The 16,765-nt window shown below is 62.9% G+C and carries 19 protein-coding genes; 8 read left to right on the plus strand and 11 right to left on the minus strand.

Annotated features, from left to right (window positions below):
• Positions 1-25: 25 nt before the first annotated feature.
• From petA to DBIPINDM_RS26115, 4 genes are all read left to right on the plus strand, one after another.
• Positions 26-586 (plus strand): ubiquinol-cytochrome c reductase iron-sulfur subunit, encoded by a 561-nt coding sequence (gene petA / locus DBIPINDM_RS26100; RefSeq protein WP_258581895.1) that lies wholly within the window; start codon positions 26-28, stop codon positions 584-586.
• A gap of 17 nt (positions 587-603) precedes the next feature.
• Entirely contained in the window at positions 604-1,944 is a 1,341-nt protein-coding gene (locus tag DBIPINDM_RS26105; protein ID WP_258581896.1) for a cytochrome b, read from the plus strand.
• 27 nt (positions 1,945-1,971) lie between these two features.
• On the plus strand, positions 1,972-2,838 hold the full coding sequence (locus DBIPINDM_RS26110) for a cytochrome c1 (protein WP_095201907.1): 867 nt from the start codon (positions 1,972-1,974) through the stop codon (positions 2,836-2,838).
• 132 nt (positions 2,839-2,970) lie between these two features.
• Entirely contained in the window at positions 2,971-3,666 is a 696-nt protein-coding gene (locus DBIPINDM_RS26115; RefSeq protein WP_258581897.1) for an acid phosphatase, read from the plus strand.
• Positions 3,667-3,794: 128 nt separating this feature from the next.
• Here DBIPINDM_RS26115 and DBIPINDM_RS26120 read toward each other — a convergent pair whose 3' ends face one another.
• Positions 3,795-4,454, minus strand: a complete 660-nt coding sequence (locus DBIPINDM_RS26120) for a hypothetical protein (protein ID WP_258589482.1) — start codon at positions 4,452-4,454, stop codon at positions 3,795-3,797.
• A 20-nt stretch (positions 4,455-4,474) separates the two neighbouring features.
• Here DBIPINDM_RS26120 and DBIPINDM_RS26130 point away from each other — a divergent pair, with 20 nt between their 5' ends.
• Together DBIPINDM_RS26130 and DBIPINDM_RS26135 are read left to right on the plus strand one after the other, a co-directional pair.
• Positions 4,475-4,957 carry a nuclear transport factor 2 family protein gene (locus DBIPINDM_RS26130; RefSeq protein WP_258581898.1) on the plus strand — a complete coding sequence of 161 codons (483 nt, stop codon included), beginning with the start codon at positions 4,475-4,477 and terminating at the stop codon, positions 4,955-4,957.
• A gap of 74 nt (positions 4,958-5,031) precedes the next feature.
• Positions 5,032-5,577 carry an adenine phosphoribosyltransferase gene (locus tag DBIPINDM_RS26135; RefSeq protein WP_258581899.1) on the plus strand — a complete coding sequence of 182 codons (546 nt, stop codon included), beginning with the start codon at positions 5,032-5,034 and terminating at the stop codon, positions 5,575-5,577.
• 119 nt (positions 5,578-5,696) lie between these two features.
• Here DBIPINDM_RS26135 and DBIPINDM_RS26140 read toward each other — a convergent pair whose 3' ends face one another.
• From DBIPINDM_RS26140 to DBIPINDM_RS26160, 5 genes are all read right to left on the minus strand, one after another.
• Positions 5,697-6,167 carry a MaoC family dehydratase gene (locus DBIPINDM_RS26140; RefSeq protein WP_258581900.1) on the minus strand — a complete coding sequence of 157 codons (471 nt, stop codon included), beginning with the start codon at positions 6,165-6,167 and terminating at the stop codon, positions 5,697-5,699.
• Positions 6,164-6,634, minus strand: coding sequence for a MaoC family dehydratase (locus DBIPINDM_RS26145; protein ID WP_258581901.1), 471 nt, complete (start codon positions 6,632-6,634; stop codon positions 6,164-6,166). The genes DBIPINDM_RS26140 and DBIPINDM_RS26145 overlap by 4 nt, the downstream gene beginning before the upstream one ends.
• Positions 6,635-6,758: 124 nt before the next feature.
• On the minus strand, positions 6,759-7,733 hold the full coding sequence (gene corA / locus DBIPINDM_RS26150; RefSeq protein ID WP_258581902.1) for a magnesium/cobalt transporter CorA: 975 nt from the start codon (positions 7,731-7,733) through the stop codon (positions 6,759-6,761).
• A 184-nt stretch (positions 7,734-7,917) separates the two neighbouring features.
• Positions 7,918-8,544: an HAD family hydrolase gene (locus DBIPINDM_RS26155; protein WP_258581903.1), complete on the minus strand. Its 627-nt coding sequence runs from the start codon at positions 8,542-8,544 to the stop codon at positions 7,918-7,920.
• Positions 8,545-8,632: 88 nt separating this feature from the next.
• Positions 8,633-9,967, minus strand: a complete 1,335-nt coding sequence (locus tag DBIPINDM_RS26160) for a uracil-xanthine permease family protein (protein ID WP_258581904.1) — start codon at positions 9,965-9,967, stop codon at positions 8,633-8,635.
• 123 nt (positions 9,968-10,090) lie between these two features.
• On the opposite strand from DBIPINDM_RS26160, the gene guaD reads away from it, so the two are divergent.
• Positions 10,091-11,455, plus strand: coding sequence for a guanine deaminase (guaD, locus tag DBIPINDM_RS26165; RefSeq protein WP_258581906.1), 1,365 nt, complete (start codon positions 10,091-10,093; stop codon positions 11,453-11,455).
• A gap of 65 nt (positions 11,456-11,520) precedes the next feature.
• Here the strand turns inward: guaD and ychF are convergent, their stop codons facing one another.
• Together ychF and DBIPINDM_RS26175 are read right to left on the minus strand one after the other, a co-directional pair.
• A complete protein-coding gene (gene ychF / locus DBIPINDM_RS26170; protein ID WP_258581907.1) occupies positions 11,521-12,624 on the minus strand; it encodes a redox-regulated ATPase YchF in 1,104 nt (367 codons plus the stop codon).
• A 118-nt stretch (positions 12,625-12,742) separates the two neighbouring features.
• On the minus strand, positions 12,743-13,495 hold the full coding sequence (locus DBIPINDM_RS26175) for a tetratricopeptide repeat protein (RefSeq protein WP_258581908.1): 753 nt from the start codon (positions 13,493-13,495) through the stop codon (positions 12,743-12,745).
• 169 nt (positions 13,496-13,664) lie between these two features.
• Between DBIPINDM_RS26175 and DBIPINDM_RS26180 the strand changes: the two genes are divergently transcribed.
• Positions 13,665-13,943 carry a hypothetical protein gene (locus DBIPINDM_RS26180; protein WP_258581909.1) on the plus strand — a complete coding sequence of 93 codons (279 nt, stop codon included), beginning with the start codon at positions 13,665-13,667 and terminating at the stop codon, positions 13,941-13,943.
• Between the two features lie 47 nt (positions 13,944-13,990).
• On the opposite strand, the gene pth is transcribed toward DBIPINDM_RS26180, so the two are convergent.
• From pth to DBIPINDM_RS26195, 3 genes are all read right to left on the minus strand, one after another.
• Positions 13,991-14,713, minus strand: coding sequence for an aminoacyl-tRNA hydrolase (gene pth / locus DBIPINDM_RS26185; protein WP_258581910.1), 723 nt, complete (start codon positions 14,711-14,713; stop codon positions 13,991-13,993).
• A 23-nt stretch (positions 14,714-14,736) separates the two neighbouring features.
• On the minus strand, positions 14,737-15,378 hold the full coding sequence (locus DBIPINDM_RS26190; protein ID WP_096449327.1) for a 50S ribosomal protein L25/general stress protein Ctc: 642 nt from the start codon (positions 15,376-15,378) through the stop codon (positions 14,737-14,739).
• Between the two features lie 415 nt (positions 15,379-15,793).
• Positions 15,794-16,597 carry an alpha/beta fold hydrolase gene (locus DBIPINDM_RS26195; RefSeq protein WP_258589345.1) on the minus strand — a complete coding sequence of 268 codons (804 nt, stop codon included), beginning with the start codon at positions 16,595-16,597 and terminating at the stop codon, positions 15,794-15,796.
• Positions 16,598-16,765 lie beyond the last annotated feature (168 nt).

Genomic DNA, 16,765 nt, shown 5'->3' on the forward strand with positions numbered 1-16,765 from the left:
GAAGAGGCGAAAGGATCAGGCACCCGTGAGCGCAACCGACATCCACGATCCCAATCGTCGAGATTTTCTTTATGTCGCCACGGGCATGGCCGCTGTGGTCGGGGCCGGTGCCGTCGCCTGGCCGTTCATCGACCAGATGCGTCCCGATGCCTCGACGCTGGCGCTCGCTTCAGTCGAAGTCGATGTCGCCTCGCTGACGCCTGGCATGTCGCTGATCGTCAAGTGGCGCGGCAAGCCGGTCGTGGTGCGCAACCGCACCGAAAAGGAAATGAAGGACGGCGAGGCCGTCAACCTTTCCGATCTGAAGGATCCGATCGCCCGCAACGCCAATCTGCCGTCCGACGCGCCGGCGACCGACGCCAACCGCACCACGCCGGGCAAGGAAGCCTGGATGGTGATGGTTCAGGTCTGCACGCATCTCGGCTGCATTCCGCTCGGCCAGGAAGGCGATTTCGGCGGCTGGTTCTGCCCGTGCCATGGTTCGCAATACGACACCGCCGGCCGCATCCGCAAAGGCCCGGCGCCTGAGAACATGGCTGTGCCGTTATTCAAGTTCATTTCCGATACCAAGATCCTTATCGGTTGAGGCAGGGGGATATTTCGATGAGCGAGGGACACTCGACCTACACGCCCAAAACCGGTATCGAACGCTGGTTCGACGCCCGCATGCCGCTGCCGCGGCTGGTCTATGACAGCTTCGTCGCCTATCCGGTGCCGCGCAACCTCAACTACATGTGGACCTTCGGCGGCATCCTGTCGATCATGCTGGTGGCGCAGATCCTGACCGGCATCGTGCTGGCCATGCACTACACGGCCGACACCAATCTCGCCTTCGGCTCGGTCGAGAAGATCATGCGCGACGTGAATTCCGGCTGGCTGTTGCGCTACATGCATGCCAACGGCGCCTCGTTCTTCTTCATCGCCGTCTACATGCACATCTTCCGTGGCCTCTATTACGGCTCCTACAAGGCGCCGCGCGAACTGCTCTGGATCCTCGGCTGCATCATCTATCTCCTGATGATGGCGACCGGCTTCATGGGCTACGTGCTGCCATGGGGACAGATGAGCTTCTGGGGCGCCACCGTCATCACCGGCTTCTTCAGCGCCATTCCGCTGGTCGGCGAGTGGATCCAGCAGTTGCTGCTCGGCGGCTTCGCCGTCGACAACCCGACGCTGAACCGCTTCTTCGCGCTGCACTACCTGCTGCCGTTCATGATCACCGGCGTCGTCGTGCTGCACGTCTGGGCGCTGCATGTCGTGGGTCAGTCGAACCCGACCGGCATCGAGGTCAAGTCGAAGACCGACACCGTCGCCTTCACCCCTTACGCGACCATCAAGGACGCGTTCGGCATGATCGTGTTCCTGTTCATCTTCGCCTATTTCATCTTCTTCCTGCCGAACTATCTCGGCCATCCCGATAATTACATCGTCGCCAACCCGCTGAAGACGCCGGCCCATATCGTGCCGGAATGGTACTTCCTGCCGTTCTACGCGATCCTGCGCGCCATCACCTTCAACATCGGGCCGATCAACTCCAAGCTCGGCGGCGTGCTGTGCATGTTCGGCGCCATCGTCATGCTGTTCCTGGTGCCGTGGCTCGACACCTCCAAGGTGCGCTCGGCGGTCTACCGGCCCTGGTACAAGCTGTTCTTCTGGCTGTTCGTGGCCGATGCCATCCTGCTTGGCTGGCTTGGCTCGCAGCCGGCGGAAGGCGGCGGTCTGTTGACCCTCCTGATAGGTGAGTTCGTGGGCAACTACGTTGGCTACGCTCAAGCGGCGACGCTGTTCTATTTCGCCTTCTTCCTGATCGTACTGCCGGTGCTTGGCCTGATCGAGACGCCGCGCAGGCTGCCGAACTCGATCACCGAGGCGGTGCTCGAGAAGAACAAGGGTGGCAGCGGGCATCCGGCGGGCGCCACGGCCGCGCCAGAGACCAAGGGCTGAGCGGTAGAGAATCTAAGGGGATTTGGCATGAAAAAGATTCTCACCTCGCTGGCGCTGATCGGCCTTGTGGCCGCCGGCACCGCCGCCTTCGCGGCCGAAGAGGCGCACAATGCGGCAGCGCCGACGCATTTCCCGATCAATGAGCCGAAGGAGATGAGCTGGAGCTTCACGGGTCCGATCGGTACCTATGACAAGGGCCAGCTGCAGCGCGGCCTGAAGGTCTACAAGGAAGTCTGCTCGGCCTGCCATTCGATGAATTTGGTGGCGTTCCGCACGCTGGAAGGCCCAACGGGCCTTGGCTATTCGGATGCCCAGATCAAGTCGCTGGCGGCCACCTACACCATCCATGACGGCCCCAACGATGCCGGCGAGATGTTTGACCGTCCCGGCAAGCCATCGGACTATTTCCCGGCGCCGTTCGCCAATGTAGAGGCCGCCGCGGCCGCCAATGGTGGCGCGGCGCCGCCCGACATGTCGCTGCTGGCCAAGGCGCGCGGCGTCGAGCGCGGCTTTCCGCAGTTCGTCTTCGACATCTTCACCCAGTATGATGCCGGCGGCCCCGACTACATCCATTCGCTGCTGACCGGCTACGACCAGACGCCGCCTGCCGGCATGGTCATCCCCGAAGGCACGCACTACAACCCGTACTTCATGTCCGGCGTGTCGCTGAAGATGCCCAAGCCGCTCTCCGACGGCCAGGTGACCTATGATGATGGCGCACCGCAGACGGTCGACCAATATTCCCGCGACGTCGCTGCCTTCCTGATGTGGGCGGCCGAGCCGCACATGGAAGCCCGCAAGCATACCGGCATCAACGTGCTGTTTTTCCTCCTGGTGTTTGGTGGATTGGTCTACCTGGTCAAGCGGAAGGTGTGGGAAGGCGTGGCGCACTAAGCAGCGCCAAGGCAACATATGATTACGAAAGGGCGCCTCGAGGCGCCCTTTCGCGTTTCCGGTGGCGGTGTGTCACATGGCCGTCACTGCACATAGCGATCCTGCGTCATTCCGAACAAAAGGATCGCACCCATGAAGAAATACGCATCGCTGGCGGCTGGTCTGCTGCTGCTGGTCATTGGCTCGGCCGCCCAGGCCGAAGACGCAAAACCCTTCGTCACCAACAAGGACATCGACCTGACGATGATCCTGCCGCCGCCGCCGGCAAACGATTCGGCTGAGACCAAGGCCGAACTTGGCGAGGTGCTGGCACTGCAGGTGACGCGCACGCCCGAGATGGTGGCCAGCGCCGTTGCCGATTCCGAGGAGAATGTCTGGCGCTTCGCCAATGTGATGGGGCCGAATTTCACCAAGGAGAAGCTGCCGAAATTCAGCGCCTTCTTCGATCGCGTCGTCGAGACCGAAGGCGCTGTCGTCGATCCGGCCAAGGATGTCTGGAAGCGCCCCCGTCCGCACCAGCTCAGCGATCTCGTCAAGCCGGCGGTCAAGCTGTCGAGCTCCGGCTCCTGGCCGTCCGGCCACGCCACCGTCGGCACCATGATGGGCATCATCCTGGCCGACATGGTCCCGGAGAAGCGCGCCGAGATCATGGCGCGCGCGGCCGAATACGCTCACAACCGTGAGGTTGGCGGTATCCACTATGCGTCCGACGTCGAGATGGGCAAGATTTCCGGCAGCGTCATTGCCGCAATCCTGCTCAACCGGGACGACTTCAAGGCCGAATACGAAGTGGCCAAGGCCGAGCTTCGCTCCGATCTCGGCATGTAAGTCCCAAAGCGTCGCGTCGAAGCGGATTCACGCGACGCGCTTGGGTGCTTTCTGCCCGCGCCAGCCGGGACGTCAATTTGTCTTCGTTCTCGAGCAGCGGGCTCCAGGAGACTGAAGCCGGCAACAGCTCACTGCGTCGACACTTGCACCGATATTGGAAAGGCAAAGTACAGGTTGCAGGCAAGAAGCTCGATACCTCGTTTTCCTTTGCGAGCGAGAGGCTCAGGCGCCTCAACGCCAACAGTTGCGCTGCCTTTGCCCTTCGTCTGCAGTGCGACGAGAGCATCATAGACTACGCGACGCTCGCGGACGGATGCCTGCTTCGGATTTTCAGGGTAATAAACGGGGATCGTCAAAATCAGATAGTTCATCCGACAGCGCGGCGCCGAAATCGCGATTGCCTTCCTGCGCAGAGCGATCTCGAACGCGCCGGACCGTTCGTCGAATCCAGTGATCCATTGTCGACGCGTATGCAATTGTCCAAGCGCGTCGCCGACCACGAAATCTGTCGGGCGTAGCACGACCGTCCAACTGGCCCGCTCGGCAGCGGAGACGACTGCCGGCGCCCAGCTCAGGAGCGAGGTTGCCATGATGACGGTCAGTATTTTTCGCAGAAGATGGGTCATGTAGCGACCATGGTTCGACCGGAAGGGGCGCTTCAGGCGCCCCTTTTTTACCTCTATGCGAGAGTTCGGCAACCAGTCCTTTGGCATAGCGCGGCGCTCAAACAGATGCGGATCGAGATCGGACGGCTTATGAAGCTGATGGGCTGCAATTCGATCGGACAAGTGTCGCGTGCCAATCTCCGGTGCAGGCGGCCGAACGGAAGGAGCGGATCATGGCGAACGGAATGGGTACGGACGAGGACGTGATACGGGCCGTCATCGACCGGCAGTTTGCCAGCCTTAGCTGGGATGAGAGTATCGCCCCAGGGTGGGATGATTTCGTCGGCGATTTCCTGGACGGCGCCAGCCTCTATCCGGCAGCCCGCCCGGCAAGACGCATCAGTGTTGTCGATTTCGTCGAGCGGATGCGTGGTCTGTCACGCACGTCGCTGCGATCGCTCCAGGAGACCGTGCTCGGTACCGATATCTGTGTCTTCGGCAACATCGCGATCGCGGCGGTCGCGGCGGAGATGATCGAGAACAGTGCCGAGACCAGCCGGTCCATGGAAATGCTGTTGCTGGTGAAGAGCCAAGGGCAGTGGAAGATCGTCGCGCAGGCATGGGACAGAGCGAACGAGGCCAATCCCTTGCCGGATGCGCTTGTCTCGGGCGTCACATCGCGCTAGCCGTTGTCGGTCGCGTCGGGTTTGGTCCCTGCGCCGTTTGCACTTGCCAGCTGGATCACCCGGAGAGCCGCCTCATGAAACCTTCGCTCGAAGACACGCTGCTGGCGTCGATCCGCACCATTCCGGACTATCCGAAGCCCGGCATCCTGTTTCGCGACATCACCACGCTGCTCGGCAATGCGCGCGCCTTCCGCCGCGCCATCGACGAGCTGGTGCATCCCTATGCCGGGCAGAAGGTCGACAAGATAGCAGGCATCGAGGCGCGCGGCTTCATCCTTGGGGGCGCCGTCGCCCATCAGCTCTCGGCCGGCTTCGTGCCGATCCGCAAGAAGGGCAAGCTGCCCTATGAGACGGTGCGCGTCGCCTACAGCCTGGAATACGGGCTGGACGAGATGGAAATGCACAAGGACGGCGTTGCCCCTGGTGAGAAAGTGATCCTCGTCGACGATCTGATCGCCACCGGCGGCACGGCGGAAGCGGCGGTGAAGCTGCTGCGCCAGATCGGCGCCGATATTCTTGCCGCCTGCTTCGTCATCGACCTGCCGGATCTCGGCGGGCGCGCCAAGCTTGAGGCGCTGGGTGTGCCGGTGCGGACGCTGATCGGGTTTGAAGGGCATTAGTGAGTGGTGAATAGTGAATAGTGAATAGTGAAGATCGGCGTTCGGTAACAGGCGTAACACCCACTACCCACTACTCACTACTCACTACTCACTACTCACTACTCACTACTCACTACTCACTACTCCACCTTCACCAACACAGCGCTCTCGAACTCCAGCACCTTGTCGCCGGTCGAATCGAAGGCTTCCGAGTGAAGCGCGAGCAGCCGCCAGCCGGGGCGCGATGAGATTGGGCGATGGGAAACCGCCTTGCGCGTGAAGGTGACGGTCTCGCCGGCATGGACGGGCTTCAGCCATTTCAGGTTCTTGAAGCCAGGCGAGGGGCCGAATTCGGGCATCGGGCCGGGGCCGTTCCAGCTGGCGCCACCGGCGTCCATGCGGGCTTCGAGGTTGAGCTTCATCCAGGTGGCGGCGGTGTGCCAGCCGGAGGCGCAGAGGCCACCGAGCACGCTCTTCCTGGCGGCTTCCTCGTCGATATGGAAGATCTGCGGGTCGTATTTGCGGGCGAACGCCTTGATCGCCTCGGCTTCGAATGTGTGCGAGCCCAGCGTCACCGTGGTGCCGATGCGGAAGAATTCGTCGAGGGTCATGCCGCATTCCCCGCGGCATCACGCGTCAGGAACATGACGGAATTCTCAAGCTCGAAAACGCTTTCGCCACGCTGGTTGACCAGCTCGCTGCGCATGGTGACGAAGCCGAGTTGCGGCTTCGATTTCGACAGGCGCTTGGCGAGGACAACCAGGCTGCCTTTCAGCGTATCGCCAGCCAGAACCGGTTTCTTCCACTTGACCTGATCGACGCCGGGCGCGCCCTGGCAGGTGGAGTCCAGCAGGAAGGCATCGCACAGCATGCGCATGAACATGGCGCAGGTGTGCCAGCCCGAGGCCGATAGGCCGCCCAGGATGCTGGCCTTGCCGGCCACCTCGTCGAGGTGCATCGGCTGGGCATCGAATTCGCCGGCGAATTCGACGATCTCGGCCGCGCTCACTTCTTTCGTGCCGAGGTCGAACGAGGCGCCCTCGACGAAATCCTCATAGGCCCATGTCTTTGCGGTCATGGTCTGGCATCCCTGCAGAACGCGCGATCCGCATGGATCGGCGAACCCGGATGCAGGCAGCGCGCGATTTGGTCAAGTCCTTTCTGGTGAGCCAGCGTGAGGCAGCCGGCACCGGCGGCAGCGGTCAGAGCCAGCCGCGGCGGCGGAAATACCAGAAGGGCAGGATCGCCGACAGGATCATCAGGCCGATGGCGAAGGGATAGCCGAGCTGCCATTTCAGCTCGGGAATGATGTCGAAATTCATGCCGTAGATCGAGGCGACCAGTGTCGGCGGCAGGAAGATGACGGCGGCGACCGAGAAGATCTTGATGATGGCGTTCTGCTCGATCGAGATCATGCCGAGCGTGGCATCGAGCAGGAAGGAAATCTTCTGCGACAGGAAGGTGGCGTGGTCGGCGAGCGACAGCACGTCGCGCGACAAGGTCTTGATGCGGGCGCGGACGTCCTTGCTCATCTTGGTCTGGGTGGCGACATGGGCGAGGAAGCCGGCCAGGCGCTGCAACGAGATCAGGCTGTCGCGGACGGACGAAGCGATGTCTTCCTTGCGGCCGATGGCTTTCAGCAGCTCCTGGAAGTCGCGGTTGCGCTTCGACACCTTGGTCGAGCGTGCCTCGAATATGTCGCGCGATATCGCCTCGATGTCGCGGCCGGCGCGCTCAAGGATGTCGGCGAGACGGTCGACGATCGCTTCCAAGAGGCCGATCAGGATGGTGTCGCCGCTGGTGCAGCCGGTCGCCACCTTCTCGGCGCGCAGCGGGAAGGTCTTGAACGCCTTCGGTTCGTGATAGCGAATGGTGATCAGCCTGTTGCCGGCGAGCGCGAAGGTGACCGGCGACATCAGGGGATCATCGACCTCGGTCTGGGCCGGCAGAGTAGCGGTCATGAAGTAGGCGCCGTCCTCGATGTAGAGACGGCTGGAAATCTCGATCTCTTCCATCTCCTCGCGGGTCGGGATGGCGACGCCGAGCCAGCCTTCGATGGTGGCTTCTTCCTCCTTGGTCGGATTGATCAGGTCGGCCCAGACGACCCTGTCGCCATCCGCCAGCAGGTCGTCGACGACGCGCAGGCGATCATTGTCCACGACAAATGCCTTGATCATCGCCAGATCTCCCCTGCCAGATAAGGTTTGTTCAGATTGACGCTGGTGTCGGATTGCGCAGCGCTTCGTGGCATGCGCCGAGCGTGTGCCTGCCGCTTAGACCTGTGGCATGACAAAATCAAGACAAGCCCGGGTCGGGCGGGGACAGCGCTCCGGGCTCGGAAGACGCGTCAATGGATCGAATCTAGAGACTGGCGAGAGTGACCTCCAAGTCCTCGTATGCGCTGACGAGGGCATCCGCGCCATGTCGCGACAGAGCATCGCCATGAGTGCCCGTACAATGATTGCCAGCGGTAAATCCGATCACGCGCATACCCGCTGCCTTGCCCGCCAGGACGCCGTTCACGCTGTCCTCGACCACGATGCACTCCGCTGGATGGACACCCATCGTACCCGCCGCGTGCAAGAACAGGTCTGGTTCCGGCTTGCCGTTGACGACCATGTCCGATGAAAAGATATGAGGATCGAAAAGGTCGACAAGGCCTGTGTGTTCGAGTTTCCAACGCAATCGGGCGAGCGGCGTGCTTGACGCGACACATCTCGATGCCGGGAGCCGGCTAATCACATCCCGTGCATCGGGTAAGGCGGCCAGATCCTTCCGCAAGCGTTCGTTGGTGTAGCCGGCAAGCTGTTCAAAAAAGCGCGGAGAGAGCGGCTTGGCTCGCTCTTGGCCGATTGCTTCGAGCTTCGACTGCCACATAGCGGGAGATAATCCCATGAAGGCTTGTGTGTAGGCGCTCGGTTCGAACGTGATGCCCGCCGCCGCCAGATATTCAAGCTCGGTTGCCTGATATATCTCCTCGCTGTTCACAAGGACGCCGTCACAATCAAATATTATCAGCTTTATAGGCGACACTTTGGGCCTGATATCTGGTGGCTAGCTCATGTCCGTGGCGCGCCTATCGGGCGTTCGGCAGAATCTGGTGCAGCACGATGGCCCAGACGGCGCCGAAGGCGATGGATGAGCCCAGAATGTACTGCACGATATCCGGCAGCGTCTTGACGAAGTCCGGCGGCGCCAGCGTGGCAAACAGCGCCATCAGGATCGGCAGGCCGATGACCAGCATGTTCCGCTCGGTCAGCGGCGTGCCGCGCACCACGCGAAAACCGTTCATGGCGATGACGACGCAGAGAACACCGAAGACGCCGCCGATGACCGGCCCGGGGATCGAGGCGATGACCGCCGACAGCTTGCCGATCAGCCCGAACAGCACCAGGAAGATGCCGGCGGCGGCAAAGGCGGCGCGGCTGGCGATGCCGGTGATGGCGATGATGCCGGCGTTGGACGAGTAGCCGGTGACCGGCGTGCTGCACAGCAGCGCGCTGATCAGGCAGCCGAGGCCTTCACCGGTAGCGCCCCTGTCGAGCTGTTCATCCGACAGCGGCTTGTCGATGACGGCGCCGACCGCGAACCAGGTGCCGGTGGTCTCGGCGAGAACGACGATGTAGACGATCAGCATCGTCAGCGTCGCCGACAGCGAGAAGGTCACGTCGAGGTTGAGGAAGGCGATGCGCGGCAGGGAGAACCAGGTCGCGGCGGAAACGCCCGTCATGTCCAGCTGGCCCATGAAGGCGGCCGCGACGCTGCCGGCCACAAGCGCGATGATCACCGAAAGCAGGCGCAACCAGGCGCCTTTTGCGCCAAGCGTCATGCCGGTCAGCATGCAGCCGACAAGCACCGCCGCGGCGATGAAGGCGAGGATGATGTTGCCGCCGACGGTGGCGGTGCCGTGGACGGCGAACACACTTTCCTTGAGCGCCACCGGCATCAGGGCGACGCCGACGACGATGATGATGGCGCCGCCGACGATCGGCGGGACGAAGCGGTTTACCAGGCGGTGGAAGAGCTTGGTCGGCGACCCGAGCAGCATCACCAGTATGGCGCCGGGAATGAGCGCGCCGATCACGGCGGAAAGGCCGGCAATGCCGCCGCCGGCGCCGAAGGCAATCGCCAGCACCGCGCCGATCGGGACGAAGGACGGCCCTTGCACGACAGGCAGCCGCATCAGCAATTGCGACTGGATCAGCGTCGCGATGCCTGCCGCCACGAAGGCCGACTGGATGAAGGCGCCGGCGTCGCCGACGCTGAAGGCGAGCACCGACGCGATGATGAACGGCACGATATAGACGTCCATCGCCAGCACGTGCTGGAGGCCGAGCAGGGCGGCCTTGCCCAGGGGCAACGGATCGTCCGGCTGGGCGATCAAAGTGATTTCTGGCGCAACGCGTTCCATGATGTCCCCTCTGGAAATTCTCGCCCGATCATGGGATCAGTCGGCTCCAAAAGACAGCGGCCGAAATGGTTGCCAACTGTTTTTTGCAGACCAAGCAAACTGTTAGCCGAACCGGAGCCGCCCATGACGACACAGCCCTTCACGCTGCTCGGCACCGCCTTCCACACACCGGAGCGCGGCCGGCTGGAGGTGCTCAGGGATTATCTGTTCAGCATCGACGCGCAGGGGCGTATCGCCGAGATTCTGGCGCCCGGCCATCCGGACTATGCGGCGCGGGAAAGCGATGCCCGCCAGGCGGGCACGTTGGTACGGCTTGCCGATGGTCAGTTCCTGCTGCCCGGCCTGGTCGACCTGCACATCCATGCGCCGCAATGGCCGCAGATGGGCAAGGCGCTGGACGTGCCGCTGGAAGTCTGGTTGCAGAAATACACGTTTCCGCTCGAGGCCCGCTATGCGGATGTCGATTACGCCCGCGAGGTCTACGCCGATCTGGTCGACAATCTGCTCGCCAACGGCACCACCACGGCACTCTACTTCGCCACCGTCCATGTCGAGGCGAGCCTGGCGCTTGCCGGGATCTGCCTCGAAAAGGGCCAGCGCGCCCTTGTCGGCAAGGTGGTGATGGACGATCTCGAGCAGTGTCCGCCCTTCTACCGCGATGCCGATGCGGCAAGTGCGGTTGCGGACAGCAGGCGTTTCATCGCGGCGGTCAGGTCCCTGGATCCGGGCGAGAGGCCGCTGGTCCAGCCGGTGATCACGCCACGCTTCATCCCGAGCTGCACGGATGCGGCGTTGCAAGGGCTGGGTAAGCTCGCGACCGAATTCGGCTGCCACGTGCAGACACATTGCTCGGAGAGCGATTGGGCAAAGCAGTTCGTGGAAGAACGTTTCGGCCGCACCGACGCGGCAAGCCTGGACAGTTTTGGCCTGCTGACGCGCCACACCATCCTGGCGCATTCGAATTTCATCGACGGGCAGGACATGGACCTGATCAAGGAGAAGGGTGCCGGCGTCGCCCATTGTCCGCTCTCCAATGTCTACTTCGCCAACGCCGCGTTTCCGCTGCGCGCCGCATTGGACCGGCACATGCATGTCGGGCTCGGCACGGATATTTCCGGCGGCTACAGCCCGTCGCTGTTCGACGGCTGCCGGCATGCATTGTCGGCGTCGAGGACACTGCAGAGCGGCGTCCACGCCGGCCTGCCGCCGGAACAGCGCGGTGCGCCCGGCGAGCCGATTACGCATCAGGAGGCGTTCTGGCTGGCGACTGCCGGCGGCGCGGAAGCGCTCGACCTGCCGACAGGTAGTTTTCGCGTCGGGCATGAATTCGACGCGCTGCTGATCGATACCAGGGCGAGCGCGTCAAACATCCACATCAACGTGGCCGACGACACGCTTGACGATGTCTTCCAGAAGATCGTGCTCAATGCGGCACGGGCGAACATCGCCAGGGTCTGGGTGAGCGGCCGGACGGTGGCCATGCAGTAGCTGGTTCGTAGGCGTCTGCGAAAGATTGGAAATCACGCCGCCATGGCGGCGTGACCTCGATCAAATCAAGTGTTGAACTTGAACAGCATGACGTCGCCGTCCTGGACGACGTATTCCTTGCCTTCGTCGCGCGCCTTGCCGGCTTCCTTGGCCGGTACTTCGCCGCCCAGCGTGACGAAGTCATTGTAGGCGATGGTCTGGGCGCGGATGAAGCCGCGTTCGAAATCGGTGTGGATGACGCCGGCGGCTTGCGGTGCCTTGTCGCCCTTGTGCACGGTCCAGGCGCGCGTTTCCTTCGGCCCGGCGGTGAAATAGGTGATGAGATGCAACAGATCGTAGCCGGCGCGGATGACCTTGTTCAGGCCAGGCTCATCGAGCCCAAGCGAGGACAGGAATTCCATCTCTTCTTCATCGCTGAGCTGGGCGACTTCGGCCTCGATCGCGGCCGAGATCACCACGGTGCCGGCGCCCTGCGCGGTGGCCATCTTTTCCACGGCCCTGGTATGCTCATTGCCGGTGGCGGCGTCGGCCTCGGCGACGTTGCAGACATAGAGGACGGGGTGCGAGGTCAAGAGGTTCAGTCCCTGCAGGATGCGCAGATCCTCCGCCGAGATGCCCTTGAGAAGGATACGGGTCGGCTTGCCGGCCTGCAGCAGTTCTAGTGCGGCCTCCATCATCGGCAGGACTGATGTGGCTTCCTTGTCCTTGGTCGAGGCGCGTTTGCGGATCTGCACGATGCGGCGCTCCAGGCTGTCGAGGTCGGCGAGCATCAGCTCGGTCTCGACCGTCTCGGCGTCGGCGACGGGGTCGATGCGGCCCTCGACATGGGTGATGTCGTCATCCTCGAAGCAGCGCAGCACATGCACGATGGCGTCGACCTCGCGGATATTGGCGAGGAACTGGTTGCCCAGCCCTTCGCCCTTCGAGGCGCCGCGCACAAGGCCGGCAATGTCGACAAAGGAGATGCGGGTCGGGATGATCTCCTTCGACTTGGCGATCGAGGCGATCATCTGCAGGCGCGGATCGGGCACCGCCACCTCGCCGGTGTTCGGTTCGATGGTGCAGAACGGATAGTTGGCGGCCTGCGCCGCCGCCGTCCTGGTCAACGCGTTGAAGAGCGTCGACTTGCCGACGTTGGGCAAGCCAACGATGCCGCATTTGAAACCCATTGTGTCCAGTCCTATCGGGAAAAGCGAAATTTGATGAGGGCTATGGGCGATAGGGGTGATCAACGTCAAGCCCCCAGCGGGACGGGCGGCCCGGCCGAGGCGAACCCATGGCCGGTGATCAGCCTGCCAGGTCCCGCAATCTGGCGAGGCGGCGGGGGTCCTGGCCGGCGAAGGCTGGGTCGTTCTCAAGGACGGCGAGGGCGCGGCGCGCGCTGAAGCGTGCGCGTTCCATGTCGCCGAGCCCGGCATGGCACTCGGCCAGTTCCTCGTCAATGTAAGGCGCCTGATCGCCATCGGCTTCCGCCGCGCTGGCCACCTCTTCGGCAAACAGCCGCGCCTCGTCGAGGCGCTTGAGCGCGCGCAGCGTCCTGATGACGGCGTAGCGGGCGACGCGCAGTTCCCGGGCCTGGCCGTCCGACCGCCGCACATCCACCGCCTGCTCGAAGACAGGCAATGCATGCTCGAACCGACCGGCATCGAAATAGGACCAGCCGAGATTGTTGAGCAACGGCCCGCGCCATCGGTCGGCCTGTGGGTGTTCGCCGACATAGGCAAGGCCGATCGCGGTCCATTCGACGGCGTCGTCGAGCGTTCCGACGATGGCGAGCATGTGGGCCGCGTCGGCCGCCAGCACATGGGCCCGCGCCTCTCGCGCCAGCCGCCATGTCTCTTCAAACAGCGGCCGTGCCAAATCCCGCTGTCCAGCGGAATTGTACAGCCGGCCGCGCTCGATGGCGCATGTCGCACGCCCGGCGGAATCGTTGCCGGCAAGAAGCTTGGCCCGGTCGATCAGCTGATGAGCCGTCCCGAAATCGCCGGCCAGGCCCAGTTGCCTGGCTTGTGCGGCCAGGTCAGAAACAGTGTCCGCCATTCCAATGCCACCTGCCGCCGACGCTGGGTGAACTGCTAGCCTGGGGCATCGCCTGCCGGCAAGGCGCGCCGGCCGCCGATCACGCGTTCGTCAATACGGCGTGATTCGCGCGTGAGCTAATTTTAGCGATGTCGCATGACGGCAGTTTCACCAGAGAGGGAGTTCTGAAATGACCGAATTCAAGCTTTCCCATCGTGACAGTCTGCGCAATATCGCCGTGCTCGGCATGGCTGGAGCTGCCATTGCCAGCAGTGCAACGGTTCTTTCGACCAGCACGGCCAATGCCGCGCAACCGCATATGAGCACGGCGTTGTCCGATCTCCAGGCCACGCTCAACCAGCTTCAGGCCGCCTTGCCCGACAAGGGCGGCCATCGCGTCAAGGCCATGGCGCTGGTCAAGGACGCGATCGAGGAGACGACCAAGGGCATGGCCGTCGGCGCGATGTAGTTTTGCATGGTCGGCGCTGCCTGTATGGTCAGGAGGTGCCGGTCGCTTCAGTCTTTTCCGAACAGCTTTTTTAGCATGGCGGCCATCGGGCCGGATTCCGGCAGTTTGGCGGGCGCCTGCTGCGGGCGCGCCTGGCGGATATGGCTCTGCTGTTTTGCCGCCGGCTGCTTTTGCGCCGGCTTTTCCGGCTCGGGCGCGGCCTTGCCCTGGACGGCAAGGGCGGCCTTGTTCATGAAGCCGGATTCGTCGCCCTTGACGATCATGGCGGCGTTGTCGGCGATCGCGTCGAGTAAGGGATCGAGCCACTCGCGGTCGGCCTTGGCAAAGTCGCCGAGCACATGATGCTGGACCATTTCCTTGACGCCGGGATGGCCGACGCCGATGCGCACGCGGCGATAGGCGTTGCCGACATGGCCGTCGATCGAACGGATGCCGTTATGGCCGCCGGCGCCGCCGCCGGTCTTGATGCGCAGCTTGCCTTCGGCAAGATCGATCTCGTCATAGAAGACGGTGAGGGCGGAAAGCTCAAGCTTGTAGAAGCGCAGCGCTTCGCCGACCGATTGGCCGGACAGGTTCATGAAGGTCTGCGGCTTGATCAGGATGATCTTTTCGCCGCCGAGCGTGCCTTCTGAAATCAGGCCCTGGAATTTCTTCGACCAGGGCGAAAAGGAATGGCGGCGGGCGATAGCGTCCGCCGCCATGAAGCCGACATTGTGCCGGTTATCAGCATATTTCGCGCCCGGATTGCCGAGGCCTGCAAAAACAAGCATCGTCTGCTCCGGGCGGGAAAGAGTTACTTCTCTTCGGCGGCAGGAGCCGCTTCAGGTGCAGCCGCTTCGACCGTCTCTTCAGCCTCCGGCTTCATCGCCGACGAACCGGCAATGGTCGCGATGGTGAAGTCGCGATCGGAGATGACCGGCTTGACGCCGGCCGGCAGCTTGACCGCCGAGATGTGGATCGAATCACCGATGTTGGTGCCGGTGAGATCGATGGTGATGAATTCCGGGATCGCATTGGCCGGGCAGTGGAACTCGACTTCGTGACGCACGATGTTGAGCACGCCGCCGCGCTTGATGCCGGGCGACTTGTCCTCATTGATGAAGTGGACAGGCACGTCGACATTGACTTCGGTGTCCTTGCCGATGCGCAGGAAGTCGACATGGACAGGGAAATCCTTGACCGGGTCGAGCTGGAAGTCCTTCGGCAGGACCTGGATCTTCTTGCCGTCGACATCGATCGTGGCGATCGTGGTCAGGAACCCGCCGCCATGGATCTTGTAGTAGATGTCCTTGTAGGTGAGAGCGATCGCCAGGGGAGGCTGCTTGTCACCATAGATTACTGCAGGCACTTTACCGTTGCGGCGAACTGCACGGGCGGACCCCTTACCGACCTGTTCGCGCGCTTCGGCCTTGAGCTCGTAAGTATCGTGGCTCATGGCTTTTCCTTTCGCGTGTTATGGAGCGTTTGCGGCAGGCAATGTGCCCAAGCCGTAAACGTCGAAAGCCGCCAGACCTCGATGTCCGAATGAGGGCTACCGCTTTGAGACGGAGCTTTGTTCGGGATCACAAGGGAAGGCAGCCTTCCGCCGCGTTGCCTCCAAGGGTGTCTACGCGGGTGGCGGCTCTATAGCGGAAGGCGGCCGGAGGTGCAAGCCGGAGGCTGGAGGCGGTTGCGGGCACGTCCTGCGGTTCAGCATTCCCGGCCGGCCAGTCGGCTTGGGGGCGCGCCATTCGGACGAGCCGCCCTGAGGCGGTCGAATTCCACACCGCCCCAGACCCAGTCAACCTCTAGTTCCTTGTTTGGGCGCAATTCCCAAGGGAATAGCGCTACGCGCTTTTCCTGGAATTGCTCTAACTGAGCTGCCCCGCGGCTTGCGAGATCAGCTGAGTGATCTCACGCGGGTGAGAGATCAGCGACAAATGGCTGGCCTTCACCTCGATGGTCCTGGCGTTCATGCGTTTGGCCATGAAGCGCTCGAGATCCGGGTTGATGGTGCGATCCTCGGTCGAGACGGCATACCAGCTTGGCTTCGAGCGCCAGGCCGCCTGGGTTGTCTTTCCGGAGAAAAGCGTGTCCGAGATCGGTCCCTGGACGGCATAGAGGATGCGTGCCTTCTCGCGAGGAATGCCACCGGCGAAATCCCGCAGGAAAGCCTCCTCGCTGAGCTTGCCATAGCCCGCGGACCAGACAAGGCCCGCCGAGGCGGGCGGCGCCGCAAACGTCTTGGCCAGCGCCGTATAGTCTTCACCGGCATCCGGCGCGCGCGCCGCGACATAGACGAGCGAGGACACCTTTGGATCCATCCCTGCTTCGCTGACAATCATGCCGGCAAAGGAGTGTCCGACAAGGATCGTCGGTCCATCCTGCAGAGCGATCGCACGGCGCGTTGCCTCGACGCCCGCCTCCAGCGTGGTCAGCGGATGCTGGACGACGGTTGCGTTGAAGCCGGCCTGCTGCAGCAGGCCAACCACCTCCGACCAGCACGAGCCATCCGCATAGGCGCCATGGACCAGCACGACATTGCGAACCTCGGGGCGAACCTCGGGGCGAACCTTGGGGGCCGTCTGGGCTCGCGCCTTGGCAGAGCCGGCCAGTATGCTCGTCGCCACCCCGGCGACGAGCGCGGTGGAAAAAGTACGCCTATTCAACATGATCATGAATTCCTTGAGAGGTTGGCGGATCGCGCCCAGACTTCCGTTGGACACGCCGCAAATGCTTTGCCCGGCGCCCATGTCCAGTCTTCGCGGCCTACTGAGCCTTCGTTACGGTCGTCACCGCTTCGTGATCGCAAGCCTCAGCCTTGCCGCCGGAGCAAGATGGCT

Source organism: Mesorhizobium sp. AR02 (assembly GCF_024746835.1).
GTDB lineage: Bacteria > Pseudomonadota > Alphaproteobacteria > Rhizobiales > Rhizobiaceae > Mesorhizobium.